Genomic DNA, 22,002 nt, shown 5'->3' with positions numbered 1-22,002 from the left:
CCTGACCCTCGCGGTCGACCGGCTGCCCGCGGACTACTCGTCCGCGGGCAGCCGCAGTTGCAGCATCGCCAGCAGCCGCTGCTGCGGCTGGGCGAGGTCGATGCCGGTCAACTGCTCGGCCCGGCGCACCCGGTAGCGCAGGGTGTTGGGGTGGATGTGCAGGGCGTCCGCGGCCACCCGGACCTCGCCGAGCGCGTCCAGCCAGGCCAGCACCGACTCGGCCAGCCGGGTGCCGTGCCGACGGTCGTACGCGGTGAGCGCGGTGAGCCGCGGGTCGCGCAGGCCGGTGCGCTCCTGCAGCAGCGCCACCATCTCACTGACCAGCACCTCCGCCTGGACGTCGATCAGCGCCGCGACGTCGAGGTCCACGCCGCCGCGGCCCATCGCGTCCAGGATGCGGTCCGCCTGCGCGCGGGAGTCGGGCACCTGGGCCAGGCCGTCGACGGTCGAGCCGATCGCGGCGCGCAGCGGGACGCCGAGGTGGTCCCGGGCGGCCGTCACCACCTCGGAGGCCCAGTCGCGCACGGTGGTCATCGGCAGGCCCGGCGGCAGCTCGGGCAGCAGCACGTACACCCGGGACTCGATCGGGGCGAGCAGCGCGGTGCGGTGCCGGGCGGCGGTGTGCACCGAGATCAGGCCGGTGACGTCGGAGCGGTGCAGCGCCTCGGTGGTGTGCGCGCCGTACGCCAACACGGTGGCCGGGCGGCGCAGGTCCAGGCCGAGGTGGGTGGCGAGCGACTGGGGGCCGGTGGAGCCCTCCAGCAGTCCGGTGAGCAGGGTCCGGGTGAGCCGGACGTCGGCGGACAGCTCCCGGCGGCGGCGCACCAGCTGGGCGGCCGCGACCCGGGCGGCGCCGACCAGCGCCTGCTCGGCCAGCGGCGCCAGCGGCTGCGCGCCCTCCTGCACCCAGATGGTGCCGAGCGGCTGCGCCCCGGCCCGGATGCCGACGGCCAGGCGGCGGCGCAGGCCGAGCTCGGGGTGCGGCTCGACCGCGATCGGGGCGTCCGAGCTGCGCAGGTGCTGGAAGATGCCCCACTCGCGCAGCTTGGACAGGTAGGGCTCCGGGCCCTGCCAGCCGAGGATGGACAGCCGGCGCAGGTCGTCGACCTCGTCCGAATCGGAGGAGCGGGAGTAGGCCAGCACCCGGCTGGAGGTGTCCTCGATCGAGACGATGCCGTTGGTGAGCACGGCGACGGTCTGGGCGAGGGAGAAGAGGTCGCCGGCGTTCGGCTCGGGGGCACCGGGCGCGTCCGGGGCGTCCGGGCCGGCGATGATCGCCCGGGCCAGCGAGTCGAGGTGCTCCCAGCGGGTCTCCCGGCGCACCGAGAGCAGGGCGACGCCCGCGTCGGTGGCCGCCTCGCGCAGCGCGTCGGCCTGGCCGGGGGCGTCCAGCTTGACCGCGACGGCGGCGGCGCCGGCCCGGCCGGCCGCGCGCAGGGCGGGGAGGGCTGCGCGGCCGCGGGCGCCGATCGCGAGGACGAGTTCGCCGGGGGCGGCGGTCGGCGGGTCCTCCGGGTCGAGGATCGCCACGTCACGGACCGCGACGTCCAGGCCCAGCGGGGCGGCCTGCAGCTCGACCAGCGGTTCGCCGAGGGACATCAGCAGTTGACGGAGCGGCAGGCCGGGTGTGGTCACTCCTGACCCCCTCCATCCGTCCTCGTCCTCGCCGTCATCCGTTCGGACAACGGCACGTGGTCGATTTTAGCCGGGCGGACAGAGCCGGGGCCGCGTCTCCCGTGCGTCGCTCCCCCGGCGCGGGGCGGCCGGGAGGGACGGGGCGGGGCGGGGCGTGTCGGACCGGACGGTCGGAAGCGTCGGACGGGAGGGGCAGGAGGGGCGGTCGGGAGGGGCGGTCGTGACCGTGACGTGACCCCCTTCGTCGGGCCGGACAACGCCGTACGGGGGAATTTAGCCGTCAGGCCAATCAAGTGGCCCCGTGGCCAGGAATAGCGTTCGTGCTGTGGCCGGCGTGCGACCCGCGCCGGCAATCCCCCGCATTGAACGAAGGAGAGCGTGCGCTCTATGGACGCTGTGACCCAGGTCCCCGCGCCGGTGAACGAGCCGGTCCACAGCTACGCCCCCGGGAGCCCGGAACGGGCCCGTCTGGAGGCCAAGCTGAAGGAGCTGGGCGGCCAGGAGCCGGTCCAGCTGACCATGACGATCAACGGTGAGCGCCGGATGGGCGGCGGCACCGAGATCCACGTCGTCCAGCCGCACAACCACGCGGCTCGGCTCGGCACCCTGCGCAACGCCACCCAGGCCGACGCGCAGGACGCCATCGACACTGCCCTGGCCGCTGCCCCGGCCTGGCAGGCGCTCTCCTTCGACTCCCGCGCCGCGATCTTCCTCAAGGCCGCCGACCTGCTGGCCGGCCCCTGGCGCGAGACCCTGGCCGCCGCCACCATGCTCGGCCAGTCCAAGACCGCGCAGCAGGCCGAGATCGACACCCCCTGCGAGCTGGTCGACTTCCTGCGCTTCAACGTGCACTTCGCCCGCCAGATCATGGCCGAGCAGCCGATCTCCTCGGACGGCGTGTGGAACCGCAGCGACCACCGCCCGCTGGAGGGCTTCGTCTACGCGATCACCCCGTTCAACTTCACCGCGATCGCCGGCAACCTGCCGACCGCGCCCGCGCTGATGGGCAACGTGGTGCTCTGGAAGCCGTCCCCGACCCAGCAGTTCTCCGCGCACCTGCTGATGCAGCTGCTGGAGGAGGCCGGTCTGCCCAAGGGCGTCATCAACATGGTGACCGGCGACGGCCTGGCCGTCTCCGAGGTCGCGCTGAAGCACCCGGCGCTGGCCGGCATCCACTTCACCGGCTCCACCGCCACCTTCCAGCACCTGTGGCGCGAGGTCGGCGCCAACATCGCCGGCTACCGCACCTACCCGCGGATCGTCGGCGAGACCGGTGGCAAGGACTTCCTGGTCGCCCACCCGTCGGCGGACCCGAAGGTCCTGAAGACCGCCATGACCCGCGGCGCCTTCGAGTTCCAGGGCCAGAAGTGCTCGGCGCTCTCCCGCGCCTACGTCCCCGCCTCGCTGTGGGCCGGGCTGAAGGACGAGTTCGCGGCCGAGGTCGAGGGCCTCACCATGGGCGACGTCACCGACCTGTCCAACTTCATGTCGGCCGTCATCGACGAGCGCGCCTTCGCCAAGAACAAGGCCGCCATCGACCGCGCCCAGGCCGACCCCGCCGTGGAGGTCCTCGCCGGCGGCACCTACGACGACTCCGTCGGCTACTTCGTCCGCCCGACCGTCCTGGTCTGCCAGGACCCGGCGAGCGAGTACTTCAAGGACGAGTACTTCGGCCCGATCCTGGCCGTGTACGTCTACGAGGACGAGAAGTACGAGGAGATGCTGGCCCAGATGGAGTCGGTCTCCCCGTACGGCCTGACCGGCTCGATCATCTCCCAGGACCGCGCGGCGGCCCAGGACGCGATGCACAAGCTGCGCTTCGCGGCCGGCAACTTCTACATCAACGACAAGCCGACCGGCGCCGTCGTCGGCCAGCAGCCCTTCGGCGGCGGCCGGGCCTCCGGCACCAACGACAAGGCCGGTGCCAAGCAGAACCTGGCGCGCTGGACCTCGACCCGCTCGGTCAAGGAGACCTTCGTCCCGCCGACGGACTACCGCTACCCGCACATGGGCTGACCAGCCCCTCCGACCGATCCACACCCCTGGCCATCGGTCACCCGCGACGCCCGGCCCCGCAGCCGGGCGTCGCCCGCCGGGGCGGCGGACCCTTCCACCCGTCGCCCGCCGCCGCCCTGCCCGGGACGGCGCCGCGCGCGGCTCCCCCGATTCCGCCGCCCCGGCCCTTCTGCCACCCTTGGAAACACCAGCTCCAGGAGTCACGATGCTCCGTTCCGCCCTTCTCGCGGCCTCCCGGTCCCCGCAGGTCCGCACCGTGGTCGAGAAGTTCCCCCCGACCCACGCGATAGTCGAGCGCTTCGTCGCGGGCGAGGCCCTCGACGACGCCGTCACCGCCTGCGACGACCTGGTCGCCACCGGCCGCAAGGTCACCCTGGACCACCTCGGCGAGGACACCCAGGACGCCTCCCAGGCCGCCGGCACCGCCGAGGCCTACGAGCACCTGCTCAAGGCCCTCAAGGAGACCGGCCTGGCGGCCGGCGCCGAGGTGTCGGTCAAGCTGTCGGCCGTCGGCCAGTTCCTCCCGGTGGACGGCGAGAAGATCGCGCTGGAGAACGCCCGCCGCATCTGCGAGGCCGCCGCCGACGCCGGCACCACGGTGACCCTCGACATGGAGGACCACACCACCACCGACTCCACCCTCGCCATCGCGCGCGAGCTGCGGGCGGACTTCCCCTGGCTGGGCGTCGTGCTCCAGGCCTACCTGCGCCGCACCGAGGCCGACTGCCGTGAGTTCTCCGGCCCCGGCTCGCGCGTGCGGCTGTGCAAGGGCGCCTACAAGGAGCCCGAGTCGGTCGCCTTCCAGGGCAAGCACGAGGTCGACCTCGCGTACGTTCGCGCGCTGAAGATCCTGATGGCCGGCGAGGGCTACCCGATGATCGCCTCGCACGACCCCAACATGATCAAGATCGCCGGCCAGCTGGCCCAGTGGAACGGCCGCAAGCGGGACTCCTTCGAGTACCAGATGCTGTTCGGCATCCGCCCCGAGGAGCAGCTGCGCCTCGCCGGCGAGGGCAACACCATGCGCGTGTACCTCCCGTACGGCCAGGAGTGGTACGGCTACTTCATGCGCCGCCTCGCCGAGCGCCCGGCCAACCTGACCTTCTTCCTGCGCGCCATGGCCACCCGGGGCTGACCCGGCAGCAAGCTCGAAACGGCTCGTACCCCCTGTGTGGGAGGGGGTACGAGCCGTTTCGTGTTGCTACAGGAAGTCCTTGGTGTCCAGCTCGAACTCGAAGGGCGGGGGGAGGACGAGGGGTTCGCCGAAGGCAGCCAAGTGCACCTCGGTGTACTCCTCGCGGTGCGGTTTCTCGAAGAGGCTCACCTGCGACTTCTCGCGGTCGACGAGGAGGAGGAGCGGGATCCCGGCTCGGGCGTAGCAGTGCCGTTTGGCGATGCGGTCCTGGTCCGGTTTGCTCGACGTGATCTCCGCGACCATGGCCACGTCGTCCGGCTCCATCCAGGGCGGGGCGCCGCGGAAGAGGCGGAGCTCCCGCGGTGCGAACGTCGCGTCCGGGATGACGTGGTTCTTCGGGCACAGGCCGCCGCTGATCAGACGTAGGCCCTTGCCGCCGGACACCTGCATGTGGACCTCGGACTTCGCTTTCACCTGGTCGATCAGCAGGTCGATGTAGTCCTCGTGATCGCCGTCCGGCTGTGGTGCCACGATGATCTCTCCCTCGATGAGCTCGGCCCGGAAGCCTTCGGGGGAGTGCAGGCTCAGGAAGCTCTCCAGCAGGATGTCGGCCTGCGACGGGGAGTCCGTGATCGGTTGCTCATGCGCCACAGCACTCATGATGCCCCTCCTTCAGATGGACGTCACGCTATTCACCGTCGGGCCGGGTGCTGCAGTGCGCGGCGGACTGTCACCCGATGGTGTGGGTCCGGGGCCGGGCATAGGATTCCGGTGCTGGTGAACTGGGCTTTCATCGGAAGGAGTTGGGATGCTGAAGGGGTTCGATGGGCTGTCCACGCCGCTGGTGGCGGACGCCTGCGTGCGGCTCGGGGTGGGGGTGCGGGCGGCGCCGGTGGGGGTCGCCGGGGTGACGGCCGGGGCGCGGGTGGCCGGGCGGGCGCTGCCGGTGCGGCACTACGGGAGCGTGGACGTGTTCCTGGAGGCGTACGGGGCCGCGCGGGACGGTGACGTGCTGGTGATCGACAACGGCGGGCGGACGGACGAGGCCTGCATCGGGGACCTCGCGGTGCTGGAGGCGCGGGCCGCCGGGGTGGCCGGGATCGTGGTGTGGGGGCTGCACCGGGACACCCCCGAGCTGCTGGAGATCGGGCTGCCGGTGTTCAGCTACGGCGCGCTGCCGCTCGGGCCGATGCGCCTGGACGGGCGGGAGCCGGAGGCGCTGCTGTCGGCGCGGGTCGGACCGCACGCGGTGACCGCCGAGGACGTGGTGTTCGCCGACCCGGACGGGGTGCTGTTCGTGCCGGCCGACCGGGTCGAGGAGGTGCTGGAGGCGGCGGGCGCGATCGCCCGGACCGAGCGCGCGCAGGCCGAGCGGATCGCCGCCGGTGACACGCTGCGCCAGCAGACCGGCTTCGCCGCGTACCTGGAGCGCCGCGCCGCCGACCCGTCGTACGGCTTCCGGCAGCACCTGCGGCGGGTCGGCGGGGCGATCGAGGAGTAACGCCCGTGCCCGGTGGCCGACTTACAGCGCCCGGTACATGACGTGCAGGCCGACGTAGCCGTCGACCGGGTGGTGGAAGGCCTCGGGGACGGTGCCGACGATCTCGAAGCCGAGCGATTCGTAGAGCTTCACGGCGTGGTGGTTGGTGGCGACCACGGCGTTGAACTGCATGGCGCGGTAGCCCGCCCGGCGGGCCCAGTCGAGGGTGTGCTCGACCAGGGCCCGTCCGATGCCCTCGCCCTGGTGCGCCGGGTCGACCAGGTAGCTGGCGCTGGCCACGTGCCCGCCGTTGCCGGGGCGGTTGCGGTTCATGGTGGCGGTGCCGACGACCGTGCCGTCCTCGCCCACGGCGACCACCGTCCGGTCGGGGGCGGCGTGCATCCACCACTCCCGGCCCAGCTCGGAGGACATGTCGAGGGGGTAGGGGAAGGTCTCGCCGGCGGCGACGACGGTCTGGAAGAACGGCCAGATGGCCGGCCAGTCCTCGGGGGTGGCTTCGCGGATGAGCATCCGATCAGGATGGTCGGCGGAGGGCCGGGTGGGCCACCGGTTTTTCACCCCCCTGAGCGTCAATCGAGCCGCCGGGTGGGCGACTTGATGCCTCAGGAGGGTGAATCCGCGGGCGTGGCGGGCGGGCGGGCGTGCCGGGGCGGGGTCAGAGCAGCGCGGCGGAGGGCTCGATCATCGCCCGGGCGGTCTTGCCGTCGACGTACTCGCCGAGCGCGGTCATCTCCCACTCGCCGCCCGGGCGGCGGACCAGCTTGCACATCACCACGCCGGTGCGCGGCTCGGAGTGGGTCAGGTCGAAGCGGACCAGTTCCTCGTTGGTGCCGGCGTCCAGCAGGCGGCAGTAGGCGTTCTTCACGTCGGTGAACTTCTGGCCGGAGAAGGAGTTGACGACGAAGACCAGCCCGTGGACCTCGGCCGGCAGGCCCTCCAGGTGAACGGTGATCAGCTCGTCGTCTCCGTCGCCGCCGCCGGTGAGGTTGTCGCCGGAGTGGGCGATGGCGCCGTTGAAGATGTTCAGCTTCATGAACCAGGCCGTCTCCAGCCGCTGGTGGCGGGCGTCGAAGGCGAGGCAGGAGGCGTCCAGGTCGACGCTGCGGCCGCGGGCGGCGGGCTCCCAGCCGAGGGCCATCCGGACGGAGGAGAGGAAGGGGCGGCCGTTCTTGACCAGGGAGACGGAGCTGCCCTTGACCAGGCTGACCCGGCCCTTGTCCAGGGTGATCTTCGCGGGTGCGGGTGCGGGTGCGGGAGCAGGGGCGGCCTGGGCCGGAGCCGGGGGCAGCGGGCGCGAGCCGGTGGCGAGGGCGATCCGCGGGTCGACCGGGGTGCCGGCGGACGGGGCCGCGGGGGGCGCCGGAGGCGCGGTCGCAGGGGAGGGGAGGTGCAGGGTCGGGGCGGCCGGGGCCTGCGGGGCCTGCGGGGCGTTCCGGGCGGCGGCCGGGGCCGAGCCGTCGTCGACGGTGACGCCGAAGTCGGTGGCGATGCCCGCGAGGCCGTTGGCGTAGCCCTGGCCGACCGCGCGCACCTTCCAGGCGCCGTTGCGCTGGTAGACCTCGACCACGATCAGCGCGGTCTCCAGGCCCAGCCGGGGCGGGGTGAAGGTGACCAGGACCTCGCCGCTGTCGGCGTCCCGGACGGTGGCGGTGGGTTCCGTCCCGGCGAAGGTGGAGACCTGGTCGGCGGGGCTGGCCGTGACCACGATCTTGGTGATGCCCGCCGGGACGGCCCGGGTGTCGACGGTGATCGCGTCGGGAGTGCCGGCGGTGGCCGGGCGGTGGCTGACGCCGGGGCCGTTCGGGGCGTTGAAGAAGACGAAGTCGTCGTCCGAGCGCACCTTCCCGGCGTCGGTCAGCAGCAGGCCGGAGACGTCCAGCGCCTTGGGTGCGGTGACCTCGACGGTCACTCGCGCGGCGGTCAGCGGTGCGTTGCCGCCTTGGGTCAGGACGGTGGGCACGGACTCCTCCTCGGGTGCGGAACGGCGGCCCCGGTCAGGGGCCGTTGGGGTCGCCCGGCCGGGTGCTGCCCACAGTAACGAACGAGGGTGCGGGGATGCGCCCGTCCGGGCAGGTCAGGTGTCGGATCGTCGGACAATCGGAATATCGTCACAGTGCAGCGCAGGAGGGGCAGCGGTGCGCCGCCGGACGGCCGGGAGCGTCAGCGGGGCGCCGGGGCCGTCGGGGCGGCCGGAACACCGGGGGCGGCCGGAACACCGGGGGCGGCCGGGACACCGGGGGCCTGGGGCGCGAAGGGCGGCAGCGGGGCGGGCGGCGGCGTGGTGGGGCCGAAGCCGCCGAGCGCGGCCACCGCGCGCGGCCGGCCGAGGGCGAAGGCGGAGGCGCTCCAGCTCTCCGCCGGGGCCGACTTGCGGGTCTCGGACGGGTCGGCGGCGGCCGGACGGGCACCGCGCACGCCGAAGCCGTAGTGGCCGGGCCGGACATCGGTGCCGGGCGGCGTGGTGAAGCGGTACACCAGGGTGCCGCGCTCCTGCTGGACGGTGACCACGGCTCCGGGCAGGTCGGTCCAGGCGGTGCCGGCACCGGCGGCCGCATCGCCCGGGACGAGCCGGAACTCGGCCTGCAGGGCGGTGACCGGCTCGGTCACGGTGAGGCCGAGCTCGTGCCGCAGGCCGTCGCGGCCGAGTGGGGCGACCAGGGCGACGCCGGACAGGGCGTGATCGGCGCTCGGGTCCGGGGTGCCGGGGCCGGGCGCGGGCCTGCCCGTGGGCACACCGGAGTCGGGCGTGCCGGGGTCGGGTGTACCGGGGCCGGGGGTGCCGGTGTCGCCGCCCGGGTCCGTCGGGGCCGTGCCGTCCGGGGACCCGCCGGTGCCCGGGTCGGCCGGCGGCGGGACGGGACGGGTGGGGGTGGTGGGCTTGAGGCCGGGCAGGTTCGGCGAGTGGCCGCCGGCGGGCTGTCCGGTGGGCTGTCCGCCGGGCGGGGTCGGCGCGGCGGGCGAGGGCCCGACCGGAGCCGGCCCGCCCGGGGTGGCGCCCGGCTCGGTGCCGGTGAGCTGGGTGCCGGAGGGCTGCGAGCCCGCTCCGGCGGCGCTCTGACCGCCGATCTGACCACCGTCCGGGGCCGCGAGCGGTGTGCCCGGAAGTGCCGGGCGGCCGGCGGGCGGGGTGGCCGCGACCGGCGCGGCCCCCGAGGGGCGGGTCGACGGGTGCGCCGGCGGCCGGGCGGCGGACGGCCCGCCGGGGGCCGGGGTGGCGGTCGGGGTCTGCGCGGCGACGGCCTCGGCCTGGTCGGTGGCGCCCGGGGTGGGCGGCGGGGTGGATCCGACCCGGGCCACGCCGGCCCGACGCCCGATCCCCTGCTGCTCGTTGAGCAGGAGGGTGGTGGCGATGCTGATGCCGACGACGGTGGACATCGCCATCGCGGCGCCGGAGAAGCGCAGGGTGGGAAGCCGGAAGCGACCGCCGAACGGGCGCGGCCGACCGTGCCGGCCGTGCCGCTCGGGCTCGTGCCGCACGTCCCGCGCGGTGTCCTCGCGCACAGCCACCGGACCCCTCCCTCCCCGAAGTCGCCGTCGCGTCGCCGTATTCTCCCACGCGCTGCCGCCGGACCCGGCTCCGGCCGCCGGGGGCCGGTCTCCGCCGCGGGCCCGCGCCGGGGAAGGGGGAGAGCGTACCAGCGGGCGGTCGTACCGTGGACGGATTCCATCCATTTCGTGGACATCCGTTCGATGTACGGAAGTTGACACTCCGTCCGACAAGAGAGGTAAGGGGCGGTTGCCCCGGACGGGGATTATTGCAACCCCCTTGCAACCCTTGCCCGCCCGGCGCGGGGTGGCGCAGGCTGAGGACATCCCACGCCGTCCCGGAGAGACCGTCATGCCGCCCGACCCGCTGTCCGCAGCCTCCAGTGCACCCCTCGCCGCCACCCCCACGGGCGGCGATGGGGATGGCTCCACCGCCGCTCCGGCGGCGGTGGAGGAGGTGCTGACCCTGCGGATCTCGCTGGGCGAGGAGGTGGTCGGCGAGGTGCGCACCCGGTTCCGGTTCGACGCCGCCCACCCGTACGAGGTGCTGCTGACGTTCCACCTGGGGAGGCCGGACGAGGCCGACTGGGTGTTCTCGCGCGAGCTGCTGCGCGACGGCCTGTGCACGTTGAGCGGCCAGGGCGACGTCAAGCTGTGGCCGGCGTACTGCCCGTGCCACGGCTCGACGTTGCACCTGGCGCTCGAATCGCCGCACGGCAGCGCCCTGTTGGAGGTCTCCAAGCCCCGGGTGCAGGCCTGGCTGGACCGGACCTACGCGCTGGTCTCCGAGGCGCAGGAGCGCGACTGCGGCCCCACCGACGCCGACCTGGCCGCGCTGCTCGCGGGCGGCTGACGGCCGACGTCGGTCGGTGGCCGGTGGTCGGCCGACGGCGAGCGGTGCCGGTCGGTGCCGTTGGGTGAAGGGCCTCAGCAGCCGAGCGGGGCGTCCCCGGGGGCACGCGGCGGTGGGACGGGCGCCGCTCCGGGCAGCCGCACCCTCCCCGCCGCCAGCGCGGCCCGCAGCCGCCGGACGGCCGGGGCCGAGGAGGCGGGCAGCAAGTCGTACGGGTCGTCCGGCCCGTCCACGGTGACCAGCACCGACTCGGCGATCCGGTACGGCCGGTGGGCCAGCAGCCCGCCCAGGTAGCGGCGCAGCCGGGACAGCTCGGCACGGACCGTCACCGTCCGGCCCCGGTCGCCGAACAGCGCCTCGGCGAGCTGGGCGGCGGAGCTGCCCTCGCGTCCGGTGGCGAGCAGGAGCAGCAGTTCGGCGTGGCGCGGACTGAGCGGGTGCGACCAGCTGCCGACCGCGCCCCGGACGGACAGCTCGGGGCGGTCCGGCCGGCGCAGGTCGAGCCGGAGCCGGGCTCCCTCGGCCTGCTCGGCGTCCACCGTGCCGGTGCCGTTCTCCTCGGGCCGACGGACCGGGCGCACCAGCCAGCCGTCGGCGAGCGGCTCCAGCGCGCACTCGCCGAGGCCGGGCACCCACTGCACGGCGGCCGGTGCCCAGCCCTCGCTGGGCACCCGCAGCCGGTTGGGCGGCGGCAGCCCGGCCGCGGCGGCGGTCCAGCCGGCCGCGTCCACCACCAGGGCCGGGCCGCCGACCCGGGCGAGCAGCGGGGCGGCCAGGGCGCGCAGCTGGTGCAGGGCCTCCAGCCGGTGGGCGCGCAGTTCGGTCTCGGCGAGCCGGGCGGCGGTGGCGGTGAGCTGGAGCAGGTACGGGCGGATGCTGTGGGCGGGGCCGCTCAGGTTGATGGCGCCGACCAGCTGCCCGGTGCCGGGGTCGTGCACGGGGGCGGCCACGCAGGTCCAGGAGTGGTGGCTGCGCAGGTAGTGCTCGGCGGAGTGGACGTGCATCGGGCGCTGGGCGCGCAGGGCGACGGCGATGCCGTTGGTGCCGACGCTCTCCTCGGTCCAGCGGGCGCCGGTCATGAAGCCGATCCGGTCGGCGCTGCGGCGCAGGCCGCGTTCGCCCTCCTGCCAGAGCACGTGGCCCTCGGCGTCGGCGATGGCGAGGATCAGCGGGAGCGCGTCGGTCGGCTCCAGCAGGGTCTGGCGCAGCACCGGCAGGACCGAGTCGAGTCCGCTGGTGCGGCGGCGCTGTTCGACTTCGGCCGGGCCGAGCAGGACGGCGGCGGCGCCGGTGTCCGGGTCGAGGCCGAGCCGGCGCAGCCGGGCCCAGGAGTCGCCGATCTCGGGGCGGGGTTCGAGCAGACCGGGGGTGCTGCCCTCCTCGGGGAAGGCGGGCCCGGCCAGCTCCCGGTTGGCGGCGTCGGTGAGGGTGCGCTCGTGGACCTTGGTCAGCTCCGTCGCGGTCGGCGGGGTGCGGCGCTCGGGTCGTCGGGACTGCCGTCCGGTCTGCCGCACTCGTTCCGCTCCTCGCCGCCGTTCGAGGTCGCGCCGGGGCCGACGCGCTGACGAAAGCGTACGGGTGAGCCGGGCCCGTGGGGATGGGGTCTGCCAACTCGGCATACCGGACGGTACGGGACGGGCGGCCCCGGGCGCGCAGGGCCCTCAGTGCCGCGCGCCGGGGCCCTGCTGGGCGGCCTCGACGGTGTGGTGCAGGTCGGCGGTGGCCTCCAGGGTGGCGCCGGTGCTCAGCGCCAGGCAGGCGGCCAGGGCCAGTGCGACGGCCCGCAGCCGGGCGCCGCGGGTGGGGGCCGGCCGGGGCTGGAGCAGCGCGGCGACCCGGCGCGGGACCGGCCCGGCGTGGGCGGCGGGGGCCAGCCGGGGCCGGTCCGGCCAGGGGGAGCGGCTCGCGGCGAGGGCGGCCCGGCCGACCGCGCGCGCGGTCACGGTGCGGTCGCCGATCCGGGCCGCCGCCACCTCGTCGGCCCAGCGCTCCAGGTGGTACCCGAGGGGCGCGCGCAGTGTGCGGAGCGCCGGGTGGACGTGGGCGGCGTGTTCGGCGAGGGCGAGGAAGACGTGGTGGCGGGCGACCAGGTGGGCCCGCTCGTGGGCGAGCAGCGCGGAGCGCTCCGGGCCGCTGAGGGCGCGCAGCATGCCGGAGGTGACCACGATCCGCCCGGGTTCGCCCGGGCGGCCGGGGCGGGGCAGGCGGCCGGGCAGGGCGAAGGCGTCGGCGCGCTCGTCGTCCAGGACGGCGAGCGGGGGCTCGGCGGGGTGCAGCAGGGCCGGGACGGCCGAGTCGGCGAGCCGCCGGAGGGCGGTGAACACGGTGCCGGCGGGTCGGCGACGGGCGGGGCGTGCGGTACCGGCGGGCCGGGGCGCGGTGGTGAAGCGCTCCGGGGTGCGCGCCCGGCGCACGGTGACGCGCGGGGGGCGCATGTCCGGATGCTGGTCATCCTGGCCGCCGGGCGGGAGGGCGGCCCGGACCGTCCGCAGTTCCAGCCGGCGACGGCGGGCCGTGCGCACCGCCAGCGCGGTGAGCGCGACGAGGGCCAGGGCGGCCGCGACGGCGGCGAGCGGGGCGTCCGGCGCGGCCGCGGTGAGCCACCGCAGTGAGAGGTGGCCGAGGGCGGCGACCGGCGGCAGCTGGAGCAGTCCGGCGGCGGCGAGCAGGCCGAGCGAGCAGAGGGTGCCGCCGGCCAGGACGGTGGCGCTGCCGGCCAGCATCCAGGCGGCGGCCCGCGGCGGCAGCGCCTCGGCGAGGCGGCGGGCCAGCGGCGCGGCCAGGAAGGGCAGCAGCAGCGGGGCCCAGACGGCGAGCATCATCGGCCGGCTGCTCCCCGGACGCCCGGCTGCGGGTGGCCAGTGTCGACGGCTCTGGTGTCGGCGGTTCTGATGCCGGTGGCCCCGGTCTCGGTGGCTCTGGCGTCGGTGGCTCCGCTGCCGTCGCCGAGCAGGTCGCGCAACAGCTGCTCGTCCTCGGCGGAGAGGTCGGAGACGAAGCGGGCCAGCACGGTGGAGCGGTCGGCCTCGCGGCCCAGCTCGGTGTGCATCCGGCGGGCGGCCAGTCCGGCGGTGTCCTGGACGGTCGGGGTGTAGGCGTACGCGCGGCCGACCCGGGTGCGCTCGACCGTCCCCTTGTCGTGCAGCCGGGCCAGGATCGTCGCGATCGTGGTGCGGGCGAGGTCCCCGCCGAGCGCCGTCTGGACGTCCTGCGGCGTCATCGGCTGCCGGGCCGACCAGAGGGCGGCCAACACCTCGGCCTCCAGCTCCCCGGCGGGCCGGCGGGCGGACGGTACGTCGGACATGGCGGCGGTTCCTCCAAGTTTCGTCTACAGTCATGTAGACCGTCTACGTCACTGTAGACAGTCTGGGCGGTCCCGCTGTGAACAGCCGGTCCCGGCGGACCGCTGTGAACAGAGCGGTCCGGGCGGGTTCCGTCGTGAACCGCCCTCCAACGTACGGGAGGTCCGCCAGCCTTGCTCCAGTTCCCCGTCGATCCGGCCGTTCACCTCGCGGTGAACCCGCTGGACGCGTCCTCCCTGCTCGCCGCGTTCGGCGCGCTCGGCATCGCCGCGGTGCTGTTCGCCGAGACCGGCCTGCTGGTGGGCTTCTTCCTGCCCGGCGACTCGCTGCTGTTCACCGCCGGACTGCTCTGCGTGCCCGGCGTCACCCGGGGGCCGCAGCTGGAACTGTGGCAGGTGATCCCCGCCGCCCTGGTCGGGGCGCTGGTCGGGGCCCAGGTCGGTTATCTGATCGGCCGGCGCGGGGGCCGGGCGCTGCTGCGCCGCACCGGGCGGAAGAGCCTGCTGAAGGGCGCCGCCCGGGCCGAGGAACTGCTGGCGAAGTACGGCCACGGCAAGGCGATCGTGCTGGCCCGGTTCATCCCGGTGGTCCGAACGGTGCTGAATCCGCTGTGCGGCGTGCTGGAGGTGCCGGTCCGGTCGTTCGCCCTCTGGCAGGTCGTCGGCGGTGCGGTCTGGACGGTCGGCGTGGTGCTCGCCGGGTACGCGCTCGGGTCGTCGGTACCCGGGATCGACCGGTATCTGCTGCCTGTCATCGGTCTGGTAGTAGTTGTCTCCGTGCTCCCCATCGTTCTCGAACTGTTCCGCGCCCGTAAGGCGCCACGTCACGGAGGTGACGCGTGATGTCCTCCCGGGCCCTGGCCGTCTACGACGGCAGCGGCATCGACGGCAGCCTCTACACCCGGATCAACGGGTGGGCGCAGTCGGCCCCGCACTGGCTGGACGAACTGATCAAGGTCTGGTCGGCGCTCGGCCTCGGGCTGTTCGCGCTCTTCATGCTCTGGGCGTGGTGGCGGGCGCGCGGCGCGGACTCGGCGGTGATGGCCAAAGTGCTGGCCTCGCCGCTGATCGTGGTCGTCGCGTTCGGCGTCAACTCGGTGTTCAAGGGCGTCGTCGAAGAGGTCCGGCCCTGTGCGCAGATCCCCGGCAGCGTCTCACTGGAGACCTGCCCGGTCAGCGGGGACTGGTCGTTCCCGAGCAACCACGCGGTGATCGCCTTCGCCGCTGCGGCCGCGCTCTGGTTCGTCGACCGCCGGCTCGGCTGGGTGGCCGGGCTGTTCGCGGTGCTGATGGCCGCGTCCCGGGTCTGGGTCGGTGTGCACTACCCGCACGACGTGGCGGTCGGCGCGCTCGTCGGCCTGCTGGCCGCGGTGGTGCTGGCGCCGGTCGCCGGTCGCTGCGGGCCGCTGGTCGACCGGATGCGGTCCGGCGCGCTGCGGCCGCTGCTCGGGCCCGGGGAGCCGCCGCTGGTGAGCCGCGGGTACGCGGAGCACGAGGCGCAGCGGCACTGAGGGCGTCGGCTCCGTACCTTCCGCACGTTCCGCAGCCCTTGTTCGGCCGGGGTGGCGGGTAGAGCATGTGAGCCGGGCGTGGGGCCTCCGCAGGGGGCGCCCGCCCGGCTCAGTCGTGCTCGGGGCGCGAGGGCGCCGGGCGTGCCAGCGGAGGGAGTGCCGTATGCCGTACAGACTCGACATCACGCAGGGGGACTGGCCGGGCGACCTGCTGCACAAGGGCGTCGAGGACCTGCTCGCGGAGGCCATGGTGCTCACCCTCGCCACCGCCGGCCACGAGCACGGGCCGCACGCCAACCTGGCCTTCTTCGCCTACGACGACGACCTCGTCCTCTACTTCGTCAGCGAGCGCTCCACCCGGCACAGCCACCACCTCGCCGAGGAGGCCCGCGCCGCCGCCACCGTCTTCCTGCCGCCGCCCGTCTTCGGCGAGCAGCTGCGCGGTCTGCAGCTGACCGGCAGCGCGAGCGAGGCCTGGGGACGGCAGGCGGAGGCGGCCCTGGCCGCGTACCAGGGGCGCTACCCGTCCTTCGCCCAGGACGAGGAGGTCCGGCGCCAGTTCCTCACCGGCGGCGGCGCGGCCGCGCTGTACCGCTTCCAGGTGGAGGACCTGACGGCGGTCGACGAGCCCAACTTCGGACGCCGCAACTACCTGCGGGCCCGCGTGGCGCGGCCGTAGCCGTCCGGGCGGGAGTGCCGTACGCGGCACTCCCGGTCGGCCGGTCGCCCACAGGCTGCGTCAGCGGCGCCAGGGGCCGCGCTTCTTGGGGGCGACGAGGCGGACGACGGCGGCGACGAAGAGTTCGGCGGTGGGGGAGGGGCCCGGGCCGTGGTTGAGGTGGTTGTCGGGGGTCCACTCGCCGAGGACGGTGCCGGGGGTGCCGTCGAAGGGGTCGAGCGCGTGTTCCAGGGTGAGGTAGCGGACGGTCCGGCCGCCCTGGGGGTGGACGGCGGCGACGAAGTGGGCCTCGGTCGCGCCGGCCGGGGTGGGCAGGGTGACCAGCAGCATGTGGTGGCCGTCGACCGACAGGTGGCGGCAGTCGAGGCCGTGGGCGGGCAGGCGGTCCTCGGGCGGGAGGGCCCGGCCGAGGTCGTCCCAGATCTGGGTGACGACGGGCAGCAGGCTGCCGCCGTCCGGGGTCGGGGTGGCTACGCGCGGGCCGAACTCCAGTACCTGGCGGGCGAGTTCGCGGTGGGCGAAGCGGTAGTGGTGGGGCCGGGGGTCCGTCATGGGGACACCGTAGCGAACGGCCGGGAGCGGGAAGTCGGCCAGTCCGACGTCCCGCTCCGGTGGGTGAGTCGAGCAGCTGTTTCGCGAATTGACGAACCATCAGGGTGTGACGGTCAGTGGCTGCCCTTGAGGTTGAGCACGACCACGCCGACGATCACCAGCGCGAGCCCCAGCCACTGCAGCCGACCGAGCGACTCGCCGAAGGCGACCACGCCGATCCCGGCGACCGCCGCCGTGCCGGCCCCCGACCAGACCGCGTAGGCGACCGAGACCGGGATGTGCTTGAGCGCGCGGCCGAGCAGGTAGAAGGAGAGCGCGTAGCCGATGCCGACCCCGAGGCTGGGCCAGAGGCGGGTGAACCCCTCGGTGAGTTTCAGGCAGCTGGTGGCGCAGACCTCGCTCAGGATGGCGAGGGTGAGCAGGACGTAAGGCATGTCGGGATCAAACCGCCGGAGCGGCGGTGAGCTTCCCGAGCAGTGCGAGGTCGGCCTGCTCCAGGCTGGCGAGCAGCGTGATCCGCTCCCCGTCCGGCATCGGCGTCGCGGTGGACGGCACGGCGAGCACGGCGCAGCCGGCCGCGGTGGCGGAGGCGACCCCGGTCGGGGTGTCCTCGACGGCGACGCAGGCGGCCGGGTCGAGGCCGAGCCGCTCGGCGGCGGCGAGGTACGGGTCGGGGGCGGGCTTGGTGCGCTCGGTGTCCTCGGCGGCCATGGTGACGGCGAACCAGTCCCGGCCGATGACGGACAGCACCAGGTCGACCACCCGGCGCGGGGAGGCGGAGACCAGCGCGGTGGGCACCCGGGCGTCCCGCAGCGCGGCCAGCAGGGCCAGCGCGCCGGGGCGCGGCACCGTGTCGGCGGCGACCTTGCCGGCGAAGGACTCGCCCAGCCGGGCGGCGAGTTCGGCCTCGCTGAGGCTGGTGCCGCTGACCCGGTGGAGGTGGGCGGCGGTGTGCTCGACGGCCTGGCCGAGCACCTCGGGGGCGTCCTGGTCGGTGAGCGGGTGGCTGAGCTCCTCGGCGATCTCGGCGGCGCTCTGCCACCACAGCTGCTCGGTGTCGACCAGGGTGCCGTCCATGTCGAAGAGGACGGCGGCGGGCAGGGCGGCCCCGTCGGTCACCCCGGATGCGGGCTGTGCGGATGCGGGCTGTGCGGATTCAGGCATGGCGGTACCTTCGGCGGTTCTCAGAATCGGAGCAGAGGACGTGCAAGGCTCTCAGACCGGGCGGCGGTCGACCAGCACGGGGCGCTCCGGCAGGGTGAGCCCGGCGCGCGAGCCGACCGGCAGCGCGGCGGTGGCCTCGGTGGGCAGGTCGGCCTTGACCTCGGTGCCGTCGTCGAGGCGGACGGTGAGCCGGGTGACGGCGCCCAGGAAGGACGCGGAGACCACCAGCGCGGGGCCGTTCTCGGCGGGCGTCAGGATGACGTTCTCCGGGCGGACCAGCACGTGCAGCTCGCCGTCGGCCGGGACTTCGCCGTCGACCGCGTGGCGGCGGCCGAGCACCTCGACGCCGTCCGAGGCCCGGGTGCACGGGATGCGGCTCATGGTGCCGACGAACTCGGCGACGAAGGCGGTGGTCGGCCGGCCGTACAGCTCGGACGGGGTGGCGCACTGCTCCAGCCGGCCCGCGCGCAGCACGGCGACCCGGTCGGCCATCGACAGCGCCTCCTCCTGGTCGTGGGTGACGAACAGGGTGGTGATGCCCAACTCCTGCTGCAGGCGCCGGATCTCCTCGCGCAGCTGCAGCCGGACCTTGGCGTCCAGCGCCGACAGCGGCTCGTCGAGCAGCAGCACGCGCGGCTGCAGGGCGAGCGCGCGGGCGAGCGCGATGCGCTGCTGCTGGCCGCCGGACATCTGGTGCGGGTAGTGCTCGGCGCGGTGCGGCAGGCCGACCAGCTCCAGCAGCTCCTGGGCGCGCTTGCGGCGGTCGGCCTTGCCGGTGCCGCGCATCCGCAGGCCGAAGGCGACGTTGTCCAGCGCGGTCAGGTGCGGGAAGAGGCTGTACGACTGGAACACCATGCCCGCGTCGCGCTTGTGCGCGGGGATCGCGGTGATGTCCCGGCCGTCGACCAGGACCTCGCCGGAGTCGTGCTGCTCGAAGCCGGCCAGGATGCGCAGCGCGGTGGTCTTGCCGCAGCCGGACGGGCCGAGCAGGGCGAGCAGTTCGCCCGGGTGGACGGTGAGGTCCAGGCCGTCGAGGGCGGTGGTGGCGCCGAACGAGCGGCGCAGCGAGCGGAACTCGACGGTGGCGCTGCCGGGGGCGAGCGCGACGCCGGCGACGGGGGCGGGGGCCGTGGTCATGGCTGGTAACTCCTGGAAAGCGTGGGGTGGTTCAGGACCGTACGGGCGGTGCGCTCAGGAGCGCGCGGCCTTGCGGCCGCGGCCGACGGCGGACATCAGCAGCAGGACGAGCCAGACGATCAGCAGGCTGAGCATCGAGACCGCGACGGACATCTGGCCGTCGCTCTTGCCGTTGGAGTTGATCCACACCGAGAAGGGGGCGAAGCCGAGGATGGAGGCGGTGGTGAACTCGCCGAGCACCAGGGCGACGGTGAGCACGGCCGCGTTCAGCAGCGCGCTGCGCAGATTCGGCAGGACGACGGTGAACACCGCGCGCAGCCAGCCCGCGCCGCAGTTGCGGGCGGCCTCGACCAGGGTGACGACGTCCACGCCGCGCAGCCCGGCGTCGAGCGCCCGGTAGGCGAAGGGCAGTGCCATCAGCACGTAGGCGATGATCAGGACGATCGGGAAGTCCGGGTTCTGGATCGCCACGATGGTCTGGAACAGCGGGGTGTCCCGCAGGTAGTCCGGGCCCCAGCGCAGCACGCCGATGATGCCGGTGGTGAGCGCGACCACCGGGACGACCAGTGGCATCGAGCACATCACCTCGATCACCGGGCGCAGCCGGGGCGCGCCGAGCCGGGCGGCGAGCATCGCCGGGACGAGCAGGAGCAGCAGCACCGCGACGGTGACGCCGGCCAGTTCGAGGCTGAGCACCAGGCTGTCGACGAAGCCGGGGGCGTTCAGCAGCTCGGTGTAGGCGCGGAAGGTGGTGCCGCCCTTGTTGTCGTCGATGCTGAACCACAGCGAGGCGGCCATCGGCACGGCGAAGTAGACGCCGCAGAGCAGCAGGACCAGGCCGCGGCCGAAACGGATGCGATCGATCAGGCGAGCCACTTGGCACTCCGGCGCTGAAGGGGCAGGTACACGGCCATCACCAGGCAAGCGACCACGATCATGTCGAGGCCGAGGGCGAGGGCGAGGTTGCCCTGGCCGACCAGGACGTTGCCGGACAGCGCGTCGCCGATCTGCATCGAGATCAGCGGCACCGAACTGCCCACCATGGCCTCGGCCGTGGCGTACGCGGCGAAGGAGGCGCCGAACAGCAGCACGAAGCCGCCGAGCAGCGAGGGCAGCAGGACCGGCAGCGCGACGTGCCGCCAGTACTGCAGCGAGGTGGCGCCGTTGTTGGAGGCGGCCTCGCGCCACTGGACGCGCAGGCCCTCCAGGGCCGGGGTGATGGTGATGACCATCAGCGGGACCAGGAAGTAGAGGTAGACCACCGAGAGGCCGGAGAAGGTGTAGAGGCTCCAGCCGTGCCGGGTCAGACCGAGCTTCTTGGTGACCTCGCCGGAGTTGCCGAGGGTCGCGACGAACATGAACGCGAGCGGCACGCCGCCGAAGTTGGCGAGCACGCCGGAGGCCGACATCACGGCCTCGCGGAAGACCCGGAACCGGGAGGTCGCCACGGCCTGGGCCAGCGGCAGGCCGACCACGGTGGCGATCAGCGCGGTCAGCAGCGAGAGCTTCACGCTGCCCCACAGGGCGGTCCAGTAGGCGCCCTGGAGGGAGCCGGTGAGGTTGTCGGTGGTGAAGGTGCCGCCGCCGTCGGGCGCGTCCGTCGAGGTGGTGAACGCGCCGATGGCGATCGCGACGGCGGGCAGGCCGAAGCCGATCACGAAGAACAGCAGCAGGGGGAGGGCGGCGAGCCAGGCTCGGCCGCCGGCCCGGCGCTTGCCGGGACGGGGGGCCTCGGCCGTGCGGGCCGGGGCCGTGGTGGGGGAGACGGGGCCGGGGTCGCCCCCGCCGCTCTGGGCGGCGGAGGCGGAGGCCGGCACCGGGGTGGGAGCCGTGGTCATCTCAGGTCAGCCCGCGATCGCCTTGGCCCAGTTCTCGGTCACGGTCTTCTTGGCCGCGTCCGTCTGGTCCTGGGTCGGGAAGGTGGTGAAGGGCTTCTCGACCGGCGGGAGCTTGGCGGCGGCGGCCGCGTCCAGCGTGCCGGCGGTCTTCATGGCGTCGAACAGCGCCGGGGTGGCGTAGCCGCCGAGGAAGCCGTTCTGGCCCTGGGCGCTGTAGAGGTACTCCTCCCACAGGCGGGCGGCCGCCGGGTGCGGGGCGTCCTTGTTGATGGCCTGGTTGTAGTACTGGGCGTAGGAGCCGTCCGAGGGGATGGCGACCTGCCAGTCGATGCCCTTGTCCTTGAACTTGTCGGCGTAGCCGGCGTTCAGGTACGACCAGTCGATGCTGATCGGGGTCTCGCCCTTCTCGATGGTCGCCGGGGTGACCTCGACCGGGTTGAAGTTGCCGGCCTGCTTGACCTTGCCGAAGAAGTCGATGCCGGGCTGGATGTTGTCCAGCGAGCCGCCGTTGGCGAGCGCGGCCGCGTACACGGCGCCGAAGGCGGCACCGGCCTTGGTCGGGTTGCCGTTGAGGGCGACCATGCCCTTGTAGTCGGGCTTCAGCAGGTCGGCGAAGGTCTTCGGGCAGACGGACACCTTCTTGGCGTCGCAGCCGATCGACATGTAGCCGCCGTAGTCGTTGTAGCGCAGACCGTCGGCGTCCTTCATGGTGGCCGGGATCTTGTCGAAGTCGGCCACCTTGTACGGGGCCAGCAGGCCCTGCTTGGCGGCGCTCAGCGCGAAGGCGGAGCCGAGGTCGACGACGTCGGGGGCGCGGTCCTGGCCCTTGCGGGAGGTGACCGCGTTGATCTCGTCCTGGCTGGAGCCGTCCGGGTTCTCGTCCTCGATCTCGATGCCGTACTTGGCCTTGAAGTCGTCCATCAGCTTGCCGTAGTTCGCCCAGTCGCGCGGCAGCGTGATGACGTGCAGCTTGCCCTCCTTCTTGGCGGCGGCGACCAGGCCGTCCATGCCGCCGAAGTCGGCGACCGAGGTGGCGGTCTTGGCGTTCTTGCCGCCCGCGGCGTCGCCGGACTTCGCGGAGGAGCCGGCGGAACCGCAGGCGGTGAGGGAGAGCGCGGCGGCGGTCAGGACGGCCGCGAAGGCGGCGGTACGGGCGCGGTGCACGGACACGGGTCAGTCTCCTGAGAAGGGGGA

21 protein-coding genes and 1 pseudogene are annotated in these 22,002 nt (G+C 74.1%); 7 read left to right on the top strand and 15 right to left on the bottom strand.

The genetic code is table 11. From position 1 onward, the window contains the following. Positions 1–33: 33 nt before the first annotated feature. Complete coding sequence (locus AB0Q99_RS16560) at positions 34–1,635, bottom strand: helix-turn-helix domain-containing protein (protein WP_363572282.1); 1,602 nt, start codon at positions 1,633–1,635, stop codon at positions 34–36. Between the two features lie 387 nt (positions 1,636–2,022). Between AB0Q99_RS16560 and pruA the strand changes: the two genes are divergently transcribed. Together pruA and AB0Q99_RS16550 are read left to right on the top strand one after the other, a co-directional pair. Continuing rightward, a complete protein-coding gene (gene pruA, locus AB0Q99_RS16555; RefSeq protein ID WP_363572280.1) occupies positions 2,023–3,651 on the top strand; it encodes an L-glutamate gamma-semialdehyde dehydrogenase in 1,629 nt (542 codons plus the stop codon). A 205-nt stretch (positions 3,652–3,856) separates the two neighbouring features. After that, the gene (locus tag AB0Q99_RS16550; RefSeq protein ID WP_363572278.1) at positions 3,857–4,786 is read left to right on the top strand and encodes a proline dehydrogenase family protein; all 930 of its coding nucleotides are present in this window, start codon (positions 3,857–3,859) and stop codon (positions 4,784–4,786) included. 66 nt (positions 4,787–4,852) lie between these two features. Here the strand turns inward: AB0Q99_RS16550 and AB0Q99_RS16545 are convergent, their stop codons facing one another. Continuing rightward, complete coding sequence (locus AB0Q99_RS16545) at positions 4,853–5,446, bottom strand: Uma2 family endonuclease (protein WP_363572276.1); 594 nt, start codon at positions 5,444–5,446, stop codon at positions 4,853–4,855. Positions 5,447–5,594: 148 nt separating this feature from the next. Here AB0Q99_RS16545 and AB0Q99_RS16540 point away from each other — a divergent pair, with 148 nt between their 5' ends. Beyond that, entirely contained in the window at positions 5,595–6,287 is a 693-nt protein-coding gene (locus AB0Q99_RS16540) for an RraA family protein (RefSeq protein ID WP_363572274.1), read from the top strand. 21 nt (positions 6,288–6,308) lie between these two features. Here the strand turns inward: AB0Q99_RS16540 and AB0Q99_RS16535 are convergent, their stop codons facing one another. The 3 genes from AB0Q99_RS16535 to AB0Q99_RS16525 all read right to left on the bottom strand — a co-directional run bounded on the left by AB0Q99_RS16535 (position 6,309) and on the right by AB0Q99_RS16525 (position 9,794). Then, the gene (locus AB0Q99_RS16535) at positions 6,309–6,797 is read right to left on the bottom strand and encodes a GNAT family N-acetyltransferase (protein WP_363572272.1); all 489 of its coding nucleotides are present in this window, start codon (positions 6,795–6,797) and stop codon (positions 6,309–6,311) included. Between the two features lie 145 nt (positions 6,798–6,942). After that, a complete protein-coding gene (locus AB0Q99_RS16530; RefSeq protein WP_363572486.1) occupies positions 6,943–8,235 on the bottom strand; it encodes a TerD family protein in 1,293 nt (430 codons plus the stop codon). A gap of 212 nt (positions 8,236–8,447) precedes the next feature. After that, positions 8,448–9,794 (bottom strand): hypothetical protein, encoded by a 1,347-nt coding sequence (locus tag AB0Q99_RS16525; RefSeq protein ID WP_363572270.1) that lies wholly within the window; start codon positions 9,792–9,794, stop codon positions 8,448–8,450. 331 nt (positions 9,795–10,125) lie between these two features. Between AB0Q99_RS16525 and AB0Q99_RS16520 the strand changes: the two genes are divergently transcribed. After that, complete coding sequence (locus tag AB0Q99_RS16520) at positions 10,126–10,626, top strand: SsgA family sporulation/cell division regulator (protein WP_363572268.1); 501 nt, start codon at positions 10,126–10,128, stop codon at positions 10,624–10,626. 74 nt (positions 10,627–10,700) lie between these two features. On the opposite strand, the gene AB0Q99_RS16515 is transcribed toward AB0Q99_RS16520, so the two are convergent. The 3 genes and pseudogenes from AB0Q99_RS16515 to AB0Q99_RS16505 form a co-directional block, all read right to left on the bottom strand. Further along, positions 10,701–12,140 (bottom strand): GAF domain-containing protein, encoded by a 1,440-nt coding sequence (locus AB0Q99_RS16515; RefSeq protein ID WP_363572266.1) that lies wholly within the window; start codon positions 12,138–12,140, stop codon positions 10,701–10,703. Positions 12,141–12,287: 147 nt separating this feature from the next. After that, positions 12,288–13,448 (bottom strand): M56 family metallopeptidase, encoded by a 1,161-nt coding sequence (locus AB0Q99_RS16510; RefSeq protein WP_363572264.1) that lies wholly within the window; start codon positions 13,446–13,448, stop codon positions 12,288–12,290. A gap of 125 nt (positions 13,449–13,573) precedes the next feature. Then, positions 13,574–13,930: pseudogene (locus AB0Q99_RS16505) on the bottom strand (BlaI/MecI/CopY family transcriptional regulator); the annotation flags it as partial. 171 nt (positions 13,931–14,101) lie between these two features. Here AB0Q99_RS16505 and AB0Q99_RS16500 point away from each other — a divergent pair. From AB0Q99_RS16500 to AB0Q99_RS16490, 3 genes are all read left to right on the top strand, one after another. Next, on the top strand, positions 14,102–14,770 hold the full coding sequence (locus AB0Q99_RS16500; RefSeq protein WP_363572262.1) for a DedA family protein: 669 nt from the start codon (positions 14,102–14,104) through the stop codon (positions 14,768–14,770). Then, positions 14,770–15,438 carry a phosphatase PAP2 family protein gene (locus AB0Q99_RS16495; RefSeq protein WP_363572260.1) on the top strand — a complete coding sequence of 223 codons (669 nt, stop codon included), beginning with the start codon at positions 14,770–14,772 and terminating at the stop codon, positions 15,436–15,438. Before AB0Q99_RS16500 ends, AB0Q99_RS16495 begins: the two co-directional genes overlap by 1 nt. A 163-nt stretch (positions 15,439–15,601) precedes the next feature. Further along, positions 15,602–16,117, top strand: a complete 516-nt coding sequence (locus AB0Q99_RS16490) for a pyridoxamine 5'-phosphate oxidase family protein (RefSeq protein WP_363572258.1) — start codon at positions 15,602–15,604, stop codon at positions 16,115–16,117. 60 nt (positions 16,118–16,177) lie between these two features. Here the strand turns inward: AB0Q99_RS16490 and AB0Q99_RS16485 are convergent, their stop codons facing one another. From AB0Q99_RS16485 to AB0Q99_RS16455, 7 genes are all read right to left on the bottom strand, one after another. After that, positions 16,178–16,669: a hypothetical protein gene (locus AB0Q99_RS16485; protein WP_363572256.1), complete on the bottom strand. Its 492-nt coding sequence runs from the start codon at positions 16,667–16,669 to the stop codon at positions 16,178–16,180. 113 nt (positions 16,670–16,782) lie between these two features. Then, entirely contained in the window at positions 16,783–17,103 is a 321-nt protein-coding gene (locus AB0Q99_RS16480; RefSeq protein ID WP_363572254.1) for a multidrug efflux SMR transporter, read from the bottom strand. A 7-nt stretch (positions 17,104–17,110) separates the two neighbouring features. Next, on the bottom strand, positions 17,111–17,833 hold the full coding sequence (locus AB0Q99_RS16475; RefSeq protein ID WP_363572252.1) for an HAD family phosphatase: 723 nt from the start codon (positions 17,831–17,833) through the stop codon (positions 17,111–17,113). 51 nt (positions 17,834–17,884) lie between these two features. After that, positions 17,885–18,970 (bottom strand): ABC transporter ATP-binding protein, encoded by a 1,086-nt coding sequence (locus AB0Q99_RS16470; RefSeq protein WP_363572250.1) that lies wholly within the window; start codon positions 18,968–18,970, stop codon positions 17,885–17,887. 54 nt (positions 18,971–19,024) lie between these two features. Further along, positions 19,025–19,768 (bottom strand): ABC transporter permease subunit, encoded by a 744-nt coding sequence (locus AB0Q99_RS16465; protein ID WP_363572485.1) that lies wholly within the window; start codon positions 19,766–19,768, stop codon positions 19,025–19,027. A 65-nt stretch (positions 19,769–19,833) separates the two neighbouring features. Beyond that, the gene (locus tag AB0Q99_RS16460) at positions 19,834–20,808 is read right to left on the bottom strand and encodes an ABC transporter permease subunit (RefSeq protein WP_363572248.1); all 975 of its coding nucleotides are present in this window, start codon (positions 20,806–20,808) and stop codon (positions 19,834–19,836) included. Between the two features lie 6 nt (positions 20,809–20,814). Next, the gene (locus AB0Q99_RS16455; RefSeq protein WP_363572246.1) at positions 20,815–21,978 is read right to left on the bottom strand and encodes an extracellular solute-binding protein; all 1,164 of its coding nucleotides are present in this window, start codon (positions 21,976–21,978) and stop codon (positions 20,815–20,817) included. Between the last annotated feature and the right edge of the window lie 24 nt (positions 21,979–22,002).

The sequence above is a fragment of the Kitasatospora sp. NPDC086791 genome, assembly GCF_040685975.1.
GTDB lineage: Bacteria > Actinomycetota > Actinomycetes > Streptomycetales > Streptomycetaceae > Kitasatospora.
The sequence above is the reverse complement of the archived record's forward strand: the minus strand, read 5'-3'. Positions and strand labels throughout refer to the sequence as shown.

Excerpts from the sequence above, each read along its gene's own strand:
- AB0Q99_RS16485 (WP_363572256.1), bottom strand. The coding sequence starts at position 16,669 with ATGACGGACCCCCGGCCCCACCACTACCGCTTCGCCCACCGCGAACTC.
- AB0Q99_RS16460 (WP_363572248.1), bottom strand. The coding sequence starts at position 20,808 with ATGACCACGGCTCCCACCCCGGTGCCGGCCTCCGCCTCCGCCGCCCAG.
- AB0Q99_RS16470 (WP_363572250.1), bottom strand. The coding sequence starts at position 18,970 with ATGACCACGGCCCCCGCCCCCGTCGCCGGCGTCGCGCTCGCCCCCGGC.
- AB0Q99_RS16490 (WP_363572258.1), top strand. The coding sequence starts at position 15,602 with ATGCCGTACAGACTCGACATCACGCAGGGGGACTGGCCGGGCGACCTG.
- AB0Q99_RS16510 (WP_363572264.1), bottom strand. The coding sequence starts at position 13,448 with ATGATGCTCGCCGTCTGGGCCCCGCTGCTGCTGCCCTTCCTGGCCGCG.
- AB0Q99_RS16495 (WP_363572260.1), top strand. The coding sequence starts at position 14,770 with ATGTCCTCCCGGGCCCTGGCCGTCTACGACGGCAGCGGCATCGACGGC.
- AB0Q99_RS16465 (WP_363572485.1), bottom strand. The coding sequence starts at position 19,768 with ATGGCCGCCTCGCTGTGGTTCAGCATCGACGACAACAAGGGCGGCACC.
- AB0Q99_RS16545 (WP_363572276.1), bottom strand. The coding sequence starts at position 5,446 with ATGAGTGCTGTGGCGCATGAGCAACCGATCACGGACTCCCCGTCGCAG.
- AB0Q99_RS16550 (WP_363572278.1), top strand. The coding sequence starts at position 3,857 with ATGCTCCGTTCCGCCCTTCTCGCGGCCTCCCGGTCCCCGCAGGTCCGC.
- AB0Q99_RS16480 (WP_363572254.1), bottom strand. The coding sequence starts at position 17,103 with ATGCCTTACGTCCTGCTCACCCTCGCCATCCTGAGCGAGGTCTGCGCC.
- AB0Q99_RS16535 (WP_363572272.1), bottom strand. The coding sequence starts at position 6,797 with ATGCTCATCCGCGAAGCCACCCCCGAGGACTGGCCGGCCATCTGGCCG.
- pruA (WP_363572280.1), top strand. The coding sequence starts at position 2,023 with ATGGACGCTGTGACCCAGGTCCCCGCGCCGGTGAACGAGCCGGTCCAC.
- AB0Q99_RS16540 (WP_363572274.1), top strand. The coding sequence starts at position 5,595 with ATGCTGAAGGGGTTCGATGGGCTGTCCACGCCGCTGGTGGCGGACGCC.
- AB0Q99_RS16520 (WP_363572268.1), top strand. The coding sequence starts at position 10,126 with ATGCCGCCCGACCCGCTGTCCGCAGCCTCCAGTGCACCCCTCGCCGCC.
- AB0Q99_RS16475 (WP_363572252.1), bottom strand. The coding sequence starts at position 17,833 with ATGCCTGAATCCGCACAGCCCGCATCCGCACAGCCCGCATCCGGGGTG.